Raw genomic sequence first — 15,678 nt, 5'->3', positions numbered from 1 at the left:
TGATATGTTAGTATGTATATGTATATAACGAATGGAGGAATGAAATGTTGTCTAATTTGCCCAATTGTCCAAAATGTAATTCCGAATATACGTATGAAGATCGAAGTCTTTATGTTTGCCCGGAATGTGCTCATGAGTGGACTTTATTGGAGCCCGAGACTGCTCAAGATCAGAAGATTATCAAAGATGCGAACGGGAATATCTTAAGCGATGGTGACACAGTGACCATAATCAAAGACCTTAAAGTAAAAGGAAGTTCATCCGTCCTAAAAGTAGGTACAAAAGTGAAAAATATACGTTTAGTTGATGGGGATCATGATATTGATTGCAAAATTGACGGGTTTGGAGCTATGAGTTTGAAATCTGAATTTGTAAAAAAGGCATAACGCCGATAAACCATACAATGGGGGAGAAAAATGAGTCAGCAATCTCAAAACTATAGCAATCATAGCAGGATACATCCTCTTTTTCACATTTTGCTTACCCTTTTGACCGCAGGATTGTTTATCTCTGCTGTAGTTGAACTGGTGAGATCATTAATAGCGGGGAATCAGGTGTTTCCTGCAGTCCTTTTTCTAATCATTTCTATCATGTTTATCGTTATTTTTCTAATCGTTCGTTCTTATCCTTTAAAAGCACAGGACCGGGCGATACGAGCCGAAGAGAATCTCCGGCACTATGTCTTGACTCAACAGCTGCCGGACCCGAGGCTTAGTGTAAAACAAATCGTAGCTTTGCGCTTCGCCTCCGATGAGGAATTTCCTGCACTTTGCAAGAAGGCGGCGGCAGATCAGCTGTCACCTGATGCGATTAAAAAATCGATCCAGAAGTGGAGAAGCGACGACTATAGAATCTAGGGAGCTAAGGAATAGAGTGCATTACTACTCGCTTTCTCGGACTCCTTTCCCAGATCGCAGGGCATCCGACAAGGGTGCCCTTTAGTTTTGATCCGGCGTGGCAAAGACGATTTGCATCCCCGCCTCCTTGCATCGATGCCAAGGCACCACGACTTCAGTGGTATCAAAATCATGTGACGGCAAAGGAATGAGAATTCTCTTCTGCTGGCTCATCGCATTTCTCTCCTAGCCTCATATGATTAGTTATTTACTGTTTATACATTCTAGTTATACTATGAAAAAAGGTGATTTTGTAAAGGAAACCGAAAAACAGAAAGGAATCAGGTGGTTTTTAATGATGACTATTCTGATTATTGAAGATCAAGAAGATGTCAATCTAATGCTGGCAGAAGCATTGACCTATGCAGGATATAGAGTGAAATCATCTTTTACCGGCGTTGATGGAATAAAGGAAATCCAAAACAACTCCTATGATTTGATATTACTTGACATTATGCTTCCCTATAAAAGCGGGGATGAAATACTTAAAGAGATGCGGAAGTTTTCTGAAACCCCTGTTATTGTCATTTCCGCAAAGGATATGGTTGGCACGAAAATTGATCTTTTGAAGCTGGGCGCGGATGACTATATCACAAAGCCCTTTGATCTGGGCGAAGTTGTGGCACGAGTAGAATCCAATCTGCGGCGTTCTCATAAGCAAATACAAGGAAGCAAGGTTTTTCAGTATAAGGATTTGGCGCTCGACGACAATACAAAGCGCGTTACTGCGGGCGACATTGAAATGGAGCTGACGGCAAAGGAATATATGATATTGGAGCTGCTGCTCAAGCATGGCGGCAAGGTTTTTACCAAATCGAATCTTTATGAATCGGTCTGGAGAGACGAATACCTCGGTGATGATAATGCGGTCAAGACTCATATCAGCAATCTGCGTAATAAGCTAAAGAAAGCAAATCCGAATGAAGAATATATCGAAACGGTATGGGGCCTCGGTTATCGTCTATACAAAGAATGAAATGATCTGTTTCTTGACTATTCTTTTGCTGCACTTAACCTTTTCTAAACCAATGGAAATTAACCTGAAGTCAGAAAGGACAGGTGAGCAAAATGAAGCAATATGTTGTGAAAACAAACAGCCTTACGAAAAGCTACCACGGTGTTCTTGCGCTTCGTGATGTGTCGATTACAATGGAATCCGGTAAAATATACGGTTTAATCGGGCAGAACGGCGCAGGAAAAACAACACTAATGCGCCTTCTGGCCGGGCTTTCTTTTCCCACGGCGGGCAGCATTGAACTGTTTGGTCATAGTGGTGAGCGCGCATTGCAGAATGAGCGGAAGCGGCTGGGCTGCATGATCGAGAATCCTGGATTTGTCCCCAATATGACTGCGAAAGAAAATCTCAAGCTTCACAGAATGATGCGTGGTGTCCCCAACAAGGAGATTGAGGATGAACTGTTAGAACTAGTCGGACTGGCTGACACAGGAAATAAGCATGCAAAAAACTTTTCACTAGGCATGAAGCAGCGGTTAGGTATTGCGATCGCCATGCTTGGCAGCCCTGAGTTACTGATCTTGGACGAGCCAATCAATGGACTTGACCCATTAGGCGTCGTTGAAATTCGCAATCTACTGAAGAAGTTGTGCGAAGAACGGCAAATGGCTATTTTAATTTCGAGTCATAATTTGCCGGAGCTATATCAGACTGTAACGAATTATATTATTATCCATAAAGGCGAGATCAAGCAAACCCTCACCCTTGAGCAGCTTGAAGAAAACTGCAAGCATTACATCTATATTAGCTGCGACCAGCCGGAAAAGTTGACGAGCGTATTGGAGATGCAGCTGAATACCGCTAATTTCAAGGTCATGCCGGATAAGACGGTTAAACTATACGATTATTTAGATAAAAAGGATTTAGTGGCAAAGGTTATCTATGAGAACGGGATTATCGTTACGAAATTTTCTATCGAGGGAGATACGCTTGAAAACTACTTTATTTCTGTTATAGGTGGTGATCAAGATGCTTAATTTGGTTCAGGCGGATTTATTTAAATTGTACAAATCAAAGTCAATTAAGATTCTATTGGGAATCACAACTGCAAGTGCGGTAGCCATGGCCGTGATGGCCTATCTTATACCACAGGGTAAGATTGAAGCCAGCATGACAGGAATCGGGTTCATGTTCTCAGATATAAACATGATAAGCATTCTCGGCGGTGTTATTGCAGGCATGTGTATCTGTAGTGATTTCGATAATAAAACCATCCATGATGCGATTGCAAATGGCTACAGCAGGGGTACTGTCATTCTTAGTAAGGCAACCGTATTGGGTTTTGCCTTGGCATTCATCCTGCTCCCTTACGCCATCATAACGGGTATTGCTCTTAGCACAGGCTCCGAGTTCAGTATGGGCTCCGTAGCCGTGGGCTTCCTGCATGTCCTGACATCAGAGGATGGTACAGCTTTGTCTGCATCAGAAACATGGAAATTATTCGCTGTTATATTGACCTTGATGATCGTGTATGTGGCGCAATTGAGTATCTGTGTCCCCCTTGCCTTCCTGCTTAAAAAGCCCATCTTCGTGGTTGCTATTTATTATGGATTTTCATTTATTTGTGCGCAGTTAATGAGATTAAGCGATAGTTCTCCGGTGTTTGATCGTATTTTCTCCTCTACGCCTTATGGAGGGAACTACGCTTATGTGACACTGGATACGGGAACGGGGGACATGGTCAGGGCAATCGCTGTTAGTTTGATATTTATGATTGTAATGCTTGCTGTCACATACAGCGCATTCAGAACAACGGAAATTAAGTAGCTGAAAGGTTGGTGGACGCGTTGACAATTGTGGCGGGCACTTTGATCGTTCTTATTCTTTTGCTCGCCTTATATATCGTATTTCTTCAGCGGCAGTTGCGTAACATTAACCGGCAGTTGGACAAACGGCTGACTGAACATACACGTCAACCTATCCGTTTGGAACTCCTGAGCAGGGAGCTTAATACTTTGGCTATCAATATCAACAAAAGCCTAAAGGCGGAGGAAACCCTCCGTCTTAAAAGCATTCGTGAGGAGAAGAACTTTAAGGAACTAATCGCAAATATTTCCCATGACTTACGGACACCGCTTACGGCTATAAAAGGTTATCAACAGCTTATGGAAAATGGTGATTTATCGGGCGATCAGCAAAAGAAGCTTCACATTGCCCAAAAACATGCTGATGAATTGGGGCGGTTGATCGAACACTTTTTTGAGTATTCCTATCTCCTAAACACGGAACCAGAACCTCATATCGAACGAATTAACCTTACAAATCTTGTGGCAGAATGCCTGGCGGCATCAGTTCCCACATTGGAACAGAACAACCTGGCTGTACAATTTGAGGAAACACCGCCTATATTTGTCCTTGCCGATAAAGAAATGGTCACGAGGATTATCCAAAATCTAATTCGTAATTGTGTTCAGCACTCAAATGGAGATATAGAAGTACGTGTGCTGGCTGCAGACAAAGCCGTCCTATCGTTTAAAAATCCTGTGAACAATCCTTCCGTAATAGATGTGAAGCGGCTGTTTGATCGTTTCTATACTGGCGATAAAGCAAGAAGTAATAGTACAGGGTTGGGCTTGTCTATCGTTAGGCTATTGGCGGAACAGATGAGCGGCAGCACAAGTGCATCCATACAAGACGGGTTCCTCGAAATAAGAGTTGAACTTCCGCTATGAATGAATTGTCACGAAAAATTGGAAAGAAGGACAATAGCCATGCTTACGGGTACTCAAATTCTCATTGTTGGCGGAGATAACCGGCAGCTTGAAGTGATTAAGAAATTATCTGATTTAAATGCAACTGTAAAGATAATTGGTTTTGAAAATATGAATGAATCATTCCCTGGCGTCGAAAAAGTAAAGATGTCTACAGAATGGTTTAAACAATCACGGATAGTGATTCTGCCTGCAAGTGGAACGGATGTGAATGGGGGGATAGCATCCACCTTTTCAACGGATGAATTGAAATTAACGGCTGATGTGTTTGAATCTATCCCTAATGATGGAATGATTATTTCGGGGGCGGCCAATGCATATTTAAAGAACTCCTGCGAAATGTACAAGATCAAGTTGGTTGAATTGTTTGCTAGAGATGATGTTGCCATTTTCAATTCGATCCCTACAGCGGAAGGCGCCATTATGATGGCCATTCAAAATACGGATTTCACAATTCACGGCTCTATTAATGTTGTACTTGGGCTTGGACGGGTTGGGTTGACATTGGCTAGAACATTAAAAGGACTTGGAGCAAAGGTGAAGGTAGGGGTTCGTGAACCTGACCTTTTTGCGCGTGCATGGGAAATGGGGCTGACCCCATTTTACATAGAAGAACTGCACAACCACGTTCAGGATGCTGACATTTTGTTCAATACCATCCCGGCTTTGGTAGTGACAAAGAATATTATATCTAATATAGAACGTTCTACACTCATAATCGATTTAGCTTCAAAACCGGGAGGAACAGATTTCCTTTTCGCTGAGAAATACGGTATTAAGGCCATTCTCGCCCCAGGACTGCCAGGAATTGTAGCCCCAAGGACAGCAGGCTGTATTATGGCCGATGCCATAAGTCAATTGTTGATCAGTGACTATTCGTAATACAAAGTAATATTGGCGGATGAACACTTGGATTCGTCATTTAGGCGGACCCAAGTGTTCTTTTTTGAGACTGTGGGGTGAATCAATGGGCTGTAAGGACATCCTCCGCAATTTTCACCAGGTCCTGCTTGGACAGCTTACTATCCTTGTTATCATTAATTTCGTAGAGTAAATGATTGTTGTCATCTTTCCATCCAAGCCAGTTTTTGCGTGTATTTGTTGGCTGGTTTGTTTTACCCGACTTGATGTAAAATGCTTCGGTTCCTTTAATTGTCAGCTTTTCAGCCGAATCCTGATCATTCTGGATGACAGTCAGCTTGGAATCCGGGTTGACTCTTCCGACGGAAATATTAACATAGTCCTTCCCTTTCGCATACCGGGCTAAAGTGAAGTCCGCTTTCTTCCAGTTCAGCTTCTTCATAAACAGCTTTTCACTGAAAAGCTGGCTCTCAATAACCTGTGCAGCGCTGTCAGTGGTCATGTTTTGGGTGAATAGACCGACCTTAAATTTTTGTTGCAATTTCTTTCGGTGGATCAAGTTCAGGCAGTGATGATAAGCCATTTTGTAGAGCCAGGAGGAGAAACTGACAGTCGGCTTGTACATATTGATTTTCTCAAATGCCTTGACCAAAATGTCTTGAACGGCGTCTTCCGCCTCCTGTTCGTTGCCCAGCAGCCGCCAACAGTACACGAAAATCTGATGCTGGTACTTCTTTACAATATAAGTGTAATCCTGAATCTCGCCCGCCTGAACCCGTTTAATTCTGTGCATTATCTTAAGCACCCCCTCTACTGAAGATGAAGTTTACACATGTATAACAAACGAAGCGAGCCCAAAGGGACACTTTCTAATGGTTATATCGGTTTTCATTTTTCACTATAAGTTTTTAAAAATAAAACCTGAAAACATTTAAAGTAATCGCTTTCTCCGGGGTGTATAATCAGAACGAATTTAGTTTGTATATTCCCTACAAGGCGGGTGACATTGTTGAAGATTCAATTAAACGAGCAGCTTTCCATTTCCAAACTGGTCGTCGGATGCATGAGGATGAATGATTGGAAACTCAGCGTCAAGCAAGTAGTAGAGTTTATCGAATGGTGTATTGAGCGGGGTATTACAACCTTTGACCATGCGGATATTTATGGGGGCGATCATCGGAACGAAGCGCTTTTTGGAGAAGCTTTGCAATTGGAACCAACCTTGCGGGAGAAAATACAAATCGTCACGAAATGTGATATCTGTGTCCCGAATGCCAAAAACCCCAATGTTAAGACCCGATTCTTCAACACGGATAAACAATACGTCCTGGCCCAGGTTAACGAGTCCTTGGATAAGCTGAAATGCGGATACATTGACATCCTGTTGATTCATATGTTCGACCTGCTGGTCGATCCGTCTGAGCTTAATGAAACTCTCCAGCAGCTTAAGGATGAGGGGAAGGTCAAATATTTTGGTTTATCCAACCATAGTCCGCTTGAGTTTGACACTTTGCAAAAATATACGGATGTTCCGTTCGTCACTCACCAATTCATGCTGCATCCGCTGGGCATCCAGAATTATCATAACGGCACAATGACCCATTGCCTGAAAGAAGGCATCTCCCCGATGATTTGGTCGCCTCTGGCGGGCGGAAGGATTTTTAATCCCACTAATGCGGCTGAGGAAAATATGAAAAACGTACTGGAAAATATACGGCAGGAGCTTGGGCTGGAACATATCGATGAGGTCGTGTATAAGTGGATCTTCAGGCACGCATCAAATCCCGCCATCGTACTGGGTACCGGCAACAAGGAGCGGATTGAGCGGGCCATAAAATCGGTAGACGGCGTGCAGATGACTAGGGAACAGTGGTATAAAATCCTTATAGAAGCCGGTTATACGCTGTGGTAATAACTATGTCTGGAAAAAATTAAATTTAGCCGTTGTAGCGTGCTGCAAGAAGAATGCTCCAGCAGAAGACTGCTGGAGCAGAACTAGGTTAACCCTATCGCATACTCTGTATAAGGACAACAGGTGCAAATAGATGATCAAGCTGCCGTGTAAAGGTAAGGACCATGTCGTCGCCGTTTCGTTCTATCATTACCGGACTGCCATCAGCAAGAAGGCATGCCTCGCCATCTATGAATACTTCTTTTACTTTTATTTTCGATCCGCTGAGCTTGCCCAGGATCATCAGGTAAAGATGATTGTCCTTTGTAGTAAATCGGATAGCCTCTCCTGTTTCGGTGACGGCTGCCGATCTTATCCAAGGCCGTGTACCATAGACGGCATCCCCATTCTGCTTCAGCCAGTATCCGAATTTTGACAATCTACTTAGTTGCTCAACGGGTATTTGTGCATCTTCACCACGAGGACCTACATTCAGCAGTAAATTACCGTTTTTAGACACCGCATCCAAAAAATCTAATAATAATGTCTCAAAGGAAGCGTAGTTTTCATCGCGTTCATTGCGGTTATAGCCGAATGAATTTCCGATTCCCCGCGTCATCTCCCATTTTTTTGCTTGGATATCCGAGTATTTCGTATACTCCGGCGTAGCGAAATCGCTATGGGGAATGGGAGGTTGTACAAGGGCAGAGTGAATATCGGGATTTTTCTTTAACATTTGCTTGATCATGATGTCAAGCGCTGCCCGTACAGGTTTCAGGCTCATGAACTTGCTGCTCGAACTTGCATGTTTCCATCGGTCATTTACCACACCATCAGGAACAACATCATAATAGTAGGCAAACAAACGGAACAGCATGTCCTGATTGGTCGGCCAGCAGATATCGTTCCATAAAATATCCGGATGATACCGCTCTATCAGCTCACGGACTTGGGCATCAGCATATGCCGGATAATCACCGCCAGGTGTGGAGAACGAGTAATCCATAAACGTCCTTGAAATTCTTCGCCGAAACGTCCAGTCAATTCCGCCCGAATAGTATATGCCAAAGCGCATGCCTTCCTTTCGTACAGCTTCAGCTAATTCACCTATAATATCACGCTTGCTAAACCAGTCCTGCTCATGCGGATTTTTAACCTCAGTAGGCCATAGGCAATATCCGTCATGGTGTTTGGACACGATTACTACGTATTTTGCGCCGGCGTCGCTGAAAATTTTTGCCCAAGCGGAAGGGTCCCATTTTTTCAGTCCGTCTATGAACATCTGTTGAAATCCCTGGTAGGGCATGCTGCCATACTTCTCTTTATGGTATTGAGCGGATGGGGTATTAGGGTCCTTGATCGCATTCCAATAGCCTTCGGCATAGGGGTAGTTTAGCATTGCCCGGTCATAATCGACCTTCAACGTCTCCGCTAAACTGCCCAAGGGTGCAAAACCAGGGATCGAATATAGTCCCCAATGGATAAACACTCCGAACTTGGCATCTTCGAACCATTCTGGAACCGGGTGAGTATTCAGGGACTCCTTGGTTGGTTGATAGGTTGTATTATTCATTTATTTTCGAGCCTCCTCTGTTTTCATCGATGTCTGAGGGTCTGGATGCTAAATAGTGCTTCACCGCCAGGTCGATAAAGGCTTGTGACGCATCCATGAGATCGCGGTCTCCTTCAGGCCATGCTGCCCGGTCTCCTTGAACCTGTGCAAAAGTATCGATTTGATCGGCATCGCCTCCGGTTACCTCCAGAACCATTTTCCAGCAGTCTGCGGCCAAGTCTTGCGCAGCCGGATCATCCGGCGACGCCCCGGACTTGGCAAGAGTCGCGGCTTTCAAGGCTAGAACTCTCCATGTATGATACAAATCGAAGGCGTCTTGTTCTTTTGTAAATCGTTTGCCGAGGACTTCCTTCTGGTCGTCATTAAATGTGTATTGGCCCCAATCGATCAGACTGCTGTTCTGTAAAGATCGGATAAACCCGGTCAGCAGCTGCCACGACGGGTAGTTTCCCGCAGCGATGGCCGTCCGGCATGCCTCGATTGCAGCGATGCTTGCATGCGCGTCTTCTATTTTTTTATAGAGTACAACCTCATGCTCATTCAATATTTGCTTGATTTGAGATAACGTAGGGCGCTTAACCACCTTGTCACGTATTTCTTTTAAGGAAAGTCCCAAAGATTTGTAAAAGATGATCTGTTCTAAACAGAGCATGTCTTCCTCGGTATAATAACGCCGTCCGCCATCGGTACGGCCGGGTGTCGGCAAAAGCCCGATATTGTCGTAGTGCTGAAGGGTTCGTACAGTTACACCGGTTACCGCGGCCAGTTCGCCGACCGAATAGGTTTTATTTGTGCTGTCTATGCGTCCCACCTCCTATTCCCCATTGTATTTCATTACGTAACGTAACGAGCAAGGGCTTTAACAATCCTCGTTCAGTGCAGCATGTTTTCTTTCAACCCGGTATGGAAATAATGAGAGCTTAAGGAGGGAGCATGAGATGCAAGCCTACATAGATATTCTATTTCGCACCATTTTTGCTATTTTGCTGCTTTTATTGGCAGCCAAAGTACTCGGTAAACAGACGATTTCAAATATGACGTTTCATGATTTTGTGACTGGGATTACACTTGGGTCCATTACGGCTAACTTGGCGTTCAATGATAAGCTGCAATGGTCACATGTGGCATTGTCGCTTATTGTCATTACCATTACATCCATTCTTTTATCCGTCATTGCCTTGAAGAGCCGCAAAATGAGAAGCTGGATATCCGGTTCTCCAACCACGCTGATTGAAGGCGGGAAAATTCTTGAAGAGAACATGAGACGTGTAAGATATACGATGGATTCATTGGATCAAGCATTGAGGGGAAAAGGAATTTTTAACATAGAGGAAGTAAATTATGCGGTTCTTGAGGATAACGGAACGGTGTCGGTATTAAAGAAAGACGAGTATCAATATGTAACCAAAAAGGATATGAAGCTTCGCCCGAACGCTCAAGCTTTTCCGGTTGAACTGATCATGGATGGAGTGCTTATAGAAAAAAACCTGGAGAATAACGGACTGACCAAGAAGTGGTTGGAAAACGAACTCCGGCGCAGGGGAAAACGGATATCCGACGTGTTCTATGCCGTAAAAGGAACGCAGCAGCAGCTCGTTTTTGATTTTTATAAAGACGGCATCCAAAAACCCATTGATAAAGAATGAATGGGTTAAGTTAGGCAGTGCGCGGGACCCCGCCGCCAATAAACTAGCACAATGACCGCCCCTTTTCATGGGGGCGGTCATTGTTATGCAGAAGACCGATGAATAAAGTTATAGACTGGCGGCGGGTGTTAAGCTAACGGGGAGTATAGTTAAAAAAGAGATGTTAAATTTTCCAGAAAGGGCGCTTTAGTTGAAGAGCAGGGATTGTTGCCGCAACTCATTTTCTTTTTCAACAAACGGGTTAGTCAAATAAGAAATAGTATAAGAATATTATTAGTAGGCGATACCTACACGTGATTTTATATAATCACTAGATTTTATCTGGCTAAATGTAAATTCTGCTGTATCCGGCACGGATATTTCAACTCCACCCTCAGGCAAAAAATTACGGTCTACACGATATTTACCTATACTTTCTCCATCAGGCAAATACGTAGGACAGACAATAGTCCATTCTAGTGTTGATTGTTTAAGCATATCGTAAACTTTATGATGTTCTTTCGCTGCACGGACTGATTTGCGCTTTGATTCACTTGACTGATAACGCAGTAAATTTGGGGTGGTTCTACTTTGCAGGATACCTGCAGTCCCTATAGTTATAATTCGTTGTATACCTTCGTTTTCCATTGCTTCGATAATTAGTGGCATACTTTCTGTTAGAGTGGTTGTCCCATCAGTATTTAGTGCACTAATAACTACATCGATCCCATGCATTGCACGTACGATATCATCTTTATTTAAAACATTACCTTGAAGAATAGATAAATTTTTATTATTTATTTGAATCTTTTCTGGAGTGCGAGCTAATACAGTAACATGATGTCTGTCATGAAGGGCATAAGTAACTATTTGACTTCCAACTCGTCCAGTTGCACCTAAAATTAAAATATTCATAAGAACGAACCTCCTTTTGCGAATAAAAGTTATTATATCGTCTTTTTCAACTATCGGGGAACGTTAGTTGAATAAAACTTAAAATAGCAGCGGCAATCTAAGACTGTATATTCAGTTCTTAGATCGCCGCTGTTTCCTATAGTGGATCAGTCTATCCTGAAATAACTTTATTTCATCATCTGATGGTGCCGCGTTAGCAGTATGGGCGTCTAAAACATTATTTTCATCAGAACAGCAGGAGCCGTTCCCTGTAAATTTTCGTTCTCACAGTGTCTGTCCGCTGTCCACCGTAATAATTTGCCCGGTCATGGATTCTTGTTCCAGTACGGCGCAGATGAACCCGGCAATGTCTTCGGGTGTGGAGATTTGCTGAAGAAGCAGATTGGGGGCTAGTCACTGCATCTGTTCTTCCTTGCCTGCCCACCATCTGGTGGCAACGGCTCCCGGTACAACGCAGTTGACCCGAACTTCCGGTGCCAGGGCACGGGCCAAGGACTTCGTGAGTCCGTGAACCGCAGCTTTGGAGACCGCATAAGGAAGGGAGGATCCGGAGCCGGTCTGTCCCGCTATGCTGCCCACGTTCACAATGGCGCCCTGACCTTCTTTTTTGAAATAGGGAGCTGCCGCTCTTGCGCAATAGAACATTCCTTTTACATTCACATCATAAAGTTCATTCCATATCTCTTCCGTTGCCGCTTCCAAATCATAGAGAGGAATATGCGATGTAATCCCAGCGTTATTGACGAGCGCATTCACCGTCCCGAACTGCTGGACAATTTGTTCGATCATGGCGCGTACTTCCGCGTCTTTGGAGACATCAGCCTGAATGGCGATGGCCGTGCCGCCTTTCTCTTGGATCATCTTTACCGTCTCGTATGCTTCGTCCCTGGAACGTGAATAATTGACCGCAATGATAGATTTACGGCCCGCGAGCGCCAGACAAGCGGCTCTGCCAATCCCTGTTCCTCCGCCAGTCACTAACACAACTCTGTTGTGTAAATTCACTACAATTCCCCCTGCTCTTTGGTAAATTGATTTGCTTATACACCTATCTGCAAGAATGATTGTAAGGGAGGATGGGCGTTTTGTATAATTGAATAAAATCAATGAATCGTTCAATTTATTTGAACTTTGGGATATAGGAGGGGAAGTATGGACGCCAAAACATTGAAGACCTTTCACCAAATTGTGGAACACGGCAGCTTTATCCGCGCGGCGGAAGAGATGAATTATGCGCAGTCTACCGTCACCATGCAGATTCAAAAGCTTGAGTCGGACATGGGTGTCCAACTGATCGAGCGCGGCAAGAAGATTCAACTGACGGAAGCGGGCCGGCTTTTTTGGGAGAAGAGTTTGCCTATCCTTAAAAATATGGAGCAGCTGCAGGATGACATGGCGGGACTGCTTGAGGGAACCGCGGGGCATATTCTATTAGGTGTGACCGAGCCGACGGCGAGCTATCGTTTACCCGGCATACTCAAATCGTTTCTGGCCCAATATCCGAAAGTAAGGGTTTCCGTGGAATTTGGCAATACACCGCTGCTAAGCGAGAAGCTGCTACAGGGCGATATAGACTTTGCTCTCTGCTCCGCGCCGGATCTGGGTTCTGAGCTTTTGTTCGAGCCGCTGTTCAAAGAGGAATTTGTAGTGTTAATGCCGGAAGAGCATCCGCTTACCCATAAGGCGTCTATTGCGCCTGAAGATTTTCAGAACCATCGTCTGCTCATTACATCCGCGACTTGTCCTTACCGCCGCAAGCTGGAAGTCGTTTTGCAGGAAACGGGAGGAATTACTCTGGACACGATGGAAATCGGCAGTATGACGGCGCTGAAGTATTTTGTGGAGAGCGGGCTTGGCATTGCATTGGTACCCAAAATTACAGTTAATCCGGTTCCGCCCAATACGGTCATGCGCACGATGAGCGGCAGTCTGATCGAGATGACCTTTGGCATACTCTGTAGAACGACAGGACATGCTTTGAAGTCCGCAGGGTATAGGTTGTATCATTTTCTTAGAGAAGAACTGCAAAGTGAACAGGAATAACGGGCTGCGATTTGCACGAAGTTTGAGGGAGCCGGATAATCCCTAATGAAACCGTTTGTAAATTTTCTGTAAAAGGACTGGTTTAGGATAGGCATATGGCATAGAATAGAGTCGATTTTCAATTTTAAGCTCTTTTACGAACCAACTAAGGAGAAGGAGTAATCCGTACATATGGATACGAATCAGCAAGAGGTACCGGAATATGCTCAAAAAGGGAAGTTTTCGGCTCTTATGGAAGTGCTGAAGGTTTCCACTAAACTGGGACTCACCTCATTTGGAGGACCCATCGCCCATCTTGGTTATTTTCATAACGAGTACATCCGCCGCCGAAAATGGATGGACGAACGAAGCTACGCCGACCTTGTAGCCCTATGCCAGTTCCTCCCCGGTCCAGCCAGCAGCCAGGTTGGAATTGGCATCGGAGTGTTAAGAGCGGGACTAATTGGAGGTCTCGTAGCATGGCTGGGATTCACACTGCCGTCTGTCATCGCGTTAGTTGCGTTTGCCTTTTTGCTTCAAGGTTATGATATTACGGGTGCAGGGTGGATTCATGGACTGAAGATCGTAGCTGTAGCGATTGTTGCTCATGCCGTTCTAGGGATGGGGCAGAAGCTCACACCTGATCGGGGTAGAGCAACCATCGCCGTGGCTGCCACAGCGGTTGCGTTGTCTTGGCATACCGCTTACAGTCAGGTGCTTATCATTATTGCTGCCGGGGTTATCGGCTTATGGCTGTACCGAAAGAAAGCGGCGGAAGGGATACCGGACCTGCAAATTCCGGTTAGCCGGGCCTTTGCGGTCTTCTGTTTGGTTTTATTTGTTGGTCTGCTTGCGGCACTTCCGCTTCTCAGACAAGCAGGGGAAGCTGGATGGCTCGCGATGTTTGACAGCTTCTATCGTTCCGGTTCTTTGGTGTTCGGCGGGGGGCATGTCGTACTCCCGCTTCTGGAGCGGGAGGTTGTTCCTACAGGGTGGGTGAGCCGAGAGGATTTCTTGGCGGGTTACGGAGCTGCGCAAGCGGTCCCGGGACCATTGTTCACTTTTGCAGGCTATCTTGGGGCTATGGCCGGAGGGATCACAGGAGCGGTGGTCGCCACGATCGGTATTTTCCTGCCGGCATTTCTGCTTGTTGTCGGTGCGCTCCCGTTCTGGAACGGGATAAGGAACAGTCCGAAACTCCAAGGGGCATTGGTAGGGATTAATGCGGCTGTGGTTGGCATTTTGCTGGCCGCTCTATACGATCCGTTGTGGACTAGCGCCATCTTGAAACCGATGGATTTCGCACTGGCCGTCATACTGTTTGTGATGCTAATCTTTTGGAAGCTTCCGCCTTGGGTGGTTGTACTAACCGGTGCTGCGGGAGGAATGCTGCTGGGGCTAATGTAATCGCAAGAACGGGTGAAAGAACGTCTAGCGTTCATCACCCGTTTTTTATTTTTTTCCTGCGCATACTACACCTTAGAAAAAGGGTTCTCAGCGAAAGGAGAGGTAGAGGTGAAAAGGTTAGTTTGTCTATGTATGCTTTGTTTACTCCTTCTGACTCCGGTGCAAATAGCGGGGGCGGCAGGAAATACGGCAACAGCCGGGCCGGTAAACCCATCGCTGCTCGAGTCGCTCCGTCAGGGCGGATATATTCTATATATAAGGCATGGTGAAGCCACGGTAGGAGAAGACCGGCCCGATCTTGTCTTCATGGATTGTTCGACCCAAAGAAATCTTTCCGGGGAAGGCAGAAGACAAGCTGCCGCTCTTGGGGAGGCACTCCGCAGATTACAAATCCCCGTTCAATCTCCGGTGCTGGCTAGTCCTTTTTGCCGTACCAAGGAAACGGCCGAACTGGCTTTTGGGGAAGGAAAGGTTCAGACCGATCCGTTCTGGATTAAAATTTATCGATTAAGCGGTGACATAACCCCATCAGAGCGAGAGGATACATTGACTGCTCTGACTTCTGTATTGGAGAAAGCACCGGCTTCCGGAACCAACCAAGTGATCGTCGCGCACAGCTTCCCTCCAGGGATTGGTTTGGGGGAAATTCCCAACTTGGGTATCGTTGTGGTGAAACCGGGTGGTCAGGGTAATGGATACGAAATTGCCGGCCGAATTACCTTAGGAGAGCTATTGAGTTTACGGACTGCTGAGTAGGATACT

General features: G+C 45.2%; 17 protein-coding genes and 1 pseudogene. 12 read left to right on the top strand and 6 right to left on the bottom strand.

Annotated elements, in window-relative coordinates; translation table 11 throughout:
- The first annotated feature begins 47 nt into the window (after positions 1 to 47).
- Entirely contained in the window at positions 48 to 386 is a 339-nt protein-coding gene (locus PDUR_RS26120) for a zinc ribbon domain-containing protein YjdM (protein WP_042209740.1), read from the top strand.
- Between the two features lie 30 nt (positions 387 to 416).
- Positions 417 to 857, top strand: a complete 441-nt coding sequence (locus tag PDUR_RS26115) for a DUF6526 family protein (RefSeq protein ID WP_042208813.1) — start codon at positions 417 to 419, stop codon at positions 855 to 857.
- Positions 858 to 938: 81 nt separating this feature from the next.
- On the opposite strand, the gene PDUR_RS29560 is transcribed toward PDUR_RS26115, so the two are convergent.
- A complete protein-coding gene (locus PDUR_RS29560; RefSeq protein WP_218918429.1) occupies positions 939 to 1,070 on the bottom strand; it encodes a type 1 glutamine amidotransferase domain-containing protein in 132 nt (43 codons plus the stop codon).
- 61 nt (positions 1,071 to 1,131) lie between these two features.
- Here PDUR_RS29560 and PDUR_RS26110 point away from each other — a divergent pair, with 61 nt between their 5' ends.
- From PDUR_RS26110 to dpsA, 5 genes are all read left to right on the top strand, one after another.
- Positions 1,132 to 1,872: a response regulator transcription factor gene (locus PDUR_RS26110; protein WP_233277441.1), complete on the top strand. Its 741-nt coding sequence runs from the start codon at positions 1,132 to 1,134 to the stop codon at positions 1,870 to 1,872.
- Between the two features lie 92 nt (positions 1,873 to 1,964).
- Positions 1,965 to 2,888, top strand: coding sequence for an ABC transporter ATP-binding protein (locus tag PDUR_RS26105; protein WP_042208811.1), 924 nt, complete (start codon positions 1,965 to 1,967; stop codon positions 2,886 to 2,888).
- Positions 2,881 to 3,678 (top strand): ABC transporter permease, encoded by a 798-nt coding sequence (locus PDUR_RS26100; protein ID WP_042208810.1) that lies wholly within the window; start codon positions 2,881 to 2,883, stop codon positions 3,676 to 3,678. The genes PDUR_RS26105 and PDUR_RS26100 overlap by 8 nt, the downstream gene beginning before the upstream one ends.
- A gap of 11 nt (positions 3,679 to 3,689) precedes the next feature.
- A complete protein-coding gene (locus PDUR_RS26095) occupies positions 3,690 to 4,583 on the top strand; it encodes a sensor histidine kinase (RefSeq protein ID WP_407944258.1) in 894 nt (297 codons plus the stop codon).
- 39 nt (positions 4,584 to 4,622) lie between these two features.
- Positions 4,623 to 5,504 carry a dipicolinate synthase subunit DpsA gene (gene dpsA, locus PDUR_RS26090; protein WP_042208808.1) on the top strand — a complete coding sequence of 294 codons (882 nt, stop codon included), beginning with the start codon at positions 4,623 to 4,625 and terminating at the stop codon, positions 5,502 to 5,504.
- A gap of 82 nt (positions 5,505 to 5,586) precedes the next feature.
- On the opposite strand, the gene PDUR_RS28400 is transcribed toward dpsA, so the two are convergent.
- Positions 5,587 to 6,276, bottom strand: a complete 690-nt coding sequence (locus tag PDUR_RS28400; protein ID WP_081949705.1) for an RNA polymerase sigma factor — start codon at positions 6,274 to 6,276, stop codon at positions 5,587 to 5,589.
- Positions 6,277 to 6,492: 216 nt separating this feature from the next.
- Between PDUR_RS28400 and PDUR_RS26075 the strand changes: the two genes are divergently transcribed.
- Positions 6,493 to 7,395, top strand: coding sequence for an aldo/keto reductase (locus tag PDUR_RS26075; protein ID WP_052410415.1), 903 nt, complete (start codon positions 6,493 to 6,495; stop codon positions 7,393 to 7,395).
- Positions 7,396 to 7,489: 94 nt separating this feature from the next.
- On the opposite strand, the gene PDUR_RS26070 is transcribed toward PDUR_RS26075, so the two are convergent.
- On the bottom strand, positions 7,490 to 8,947 hold the full coding sequence (locus tag PDUR_RS26070) for an alpha-L-fucosidase (RefSeq protein ID WP_052410414.1): 1,458 nt from the start codon (positions 8,945 to 8,947) through the stop codon (positions 7,490 to 7,492).
- Positions 8,940 to 9,758 carry a MerR family transcriptional regulator gene (locus PDUR_RS26065; protein WP_052410413.1) on the bottom strand — a complete coding sequence of 273 codons (819 nt, stop codon included), beginning with the start codon at positions 9,756 to 9,758 and terminating at the stop codon, positions 8,940 to 8,942. The genes PDUR_RS26070 and PDUR_RS26065 overlap by 8 nt, the downstream gene beginning before the upstream one ends.
- A gap of 127 nt (positions 9,759 to 9,885) precedes the next feature.
- On the opposite strand from PDUR_RS26065, the gene PDUR_RS26060 reads away from it, so the two are divergent.
- The gene (locus tag PDUR_RS26060; RefSeq protein WP_042208806.1) at positions 9,886 to 10,593 is read left to right on the top strand and encodes a DUF421 domain-containing protein; all 708 of its coding nucleotides are present in this window, start codon (positions 9,886 to 9,888) and stop codon (positions 10,591 to 10,593) included.
- A gap of 273 nt (positions 10,594 to 10,866) precedes the next feature.
- On the opposite strand, the gene PDUR_RS26055 is transcribed toward PDUR_RS26060, so the two are convergent.
- Both PDUR_RS26055 and PDUR_RS26050 read right to left on the bottom strand, forming a co-directional pair.
- Entirely contained in the window at positions 10,867 to 11,487 is a 621-nt protein-coding gene (locus PDUR_RS26055; protein WP_042208804.1) for an NAD(P)-dependent oxidoreductase, read from the bottom strand.
- 264 nt (positions 11,488 to 11,751) lie between these two features.
- Positions 11,752 to 12,492, bottom strand: a pseudogene (locus tag PDUR_RS26050) (SDR family NAD(P)-dependent oxidoreductase).
- A 147-nt stretch (positions 12,493 to 12,639) separates the two neighbouring features.
- Here PDUR_RS26050 and PDUR_RS26045 point away from each other — a divergent pair.
- The 3 genes from PDUR_RS26045 (at position 12,640) to PDUR_RS26035 (ending at position 15,672) form a co-directional block, all read left to right on the top strand.
- On the top strand, positions 12,640 to 13,530 hold the full coding sequence (locus PDUR_RS26045; RefSeq protein ID WP_042208802.1) for a LysR family transcriptional regulator: 891 nt from the start codon (positions 12,640 to 12,642) through the stop codon (positions 13,528 to 13,530).
- A gap of 171 nt (positions 13,531 to 13,701) precedes the next feature.
- Positions 13,702 to 14,916 carry a chromate transporter gene (locus PDUR_RS26040; protein ID WP_042208801.1) on the top strand — a complete coding sequence of 405 codons (1,215 nt, stop codon included), beginning with the start codon at positions 13,702 to 13,704 and terminating at the stop codon, positions 14,914 to 14,916.
- A gap of 108 nt (positions 14,917 to 15,024) precedes the next feature.
- Positions 15,025 to 15,672 (top strand): histidine phosphatase family protein, encoded by a 648-nt coding sequence (locus PDUR_RS26035; protein ID WP_233277440.1) that lies wholly within the window; start codon positions 15,025 to 15,027, stop codon positions 15,670 to 15,672.
- Positions 15,673 to 15,678 lie beyond the last annotated feature (6 nt).

The sequence above is a fragment of the Paenibacillus durus genome, from assembly GCF_000756615.1.
Lineage (GTDB): Bacteria > Bacillota > Bacilli > Paenibacillales > Paenibacillaceae > Paenibacillus_AQ > Paenibacillus_AQ durus.
This window is presented reverse-complemented; position numbering and strand designations above follow the sequence as displayed.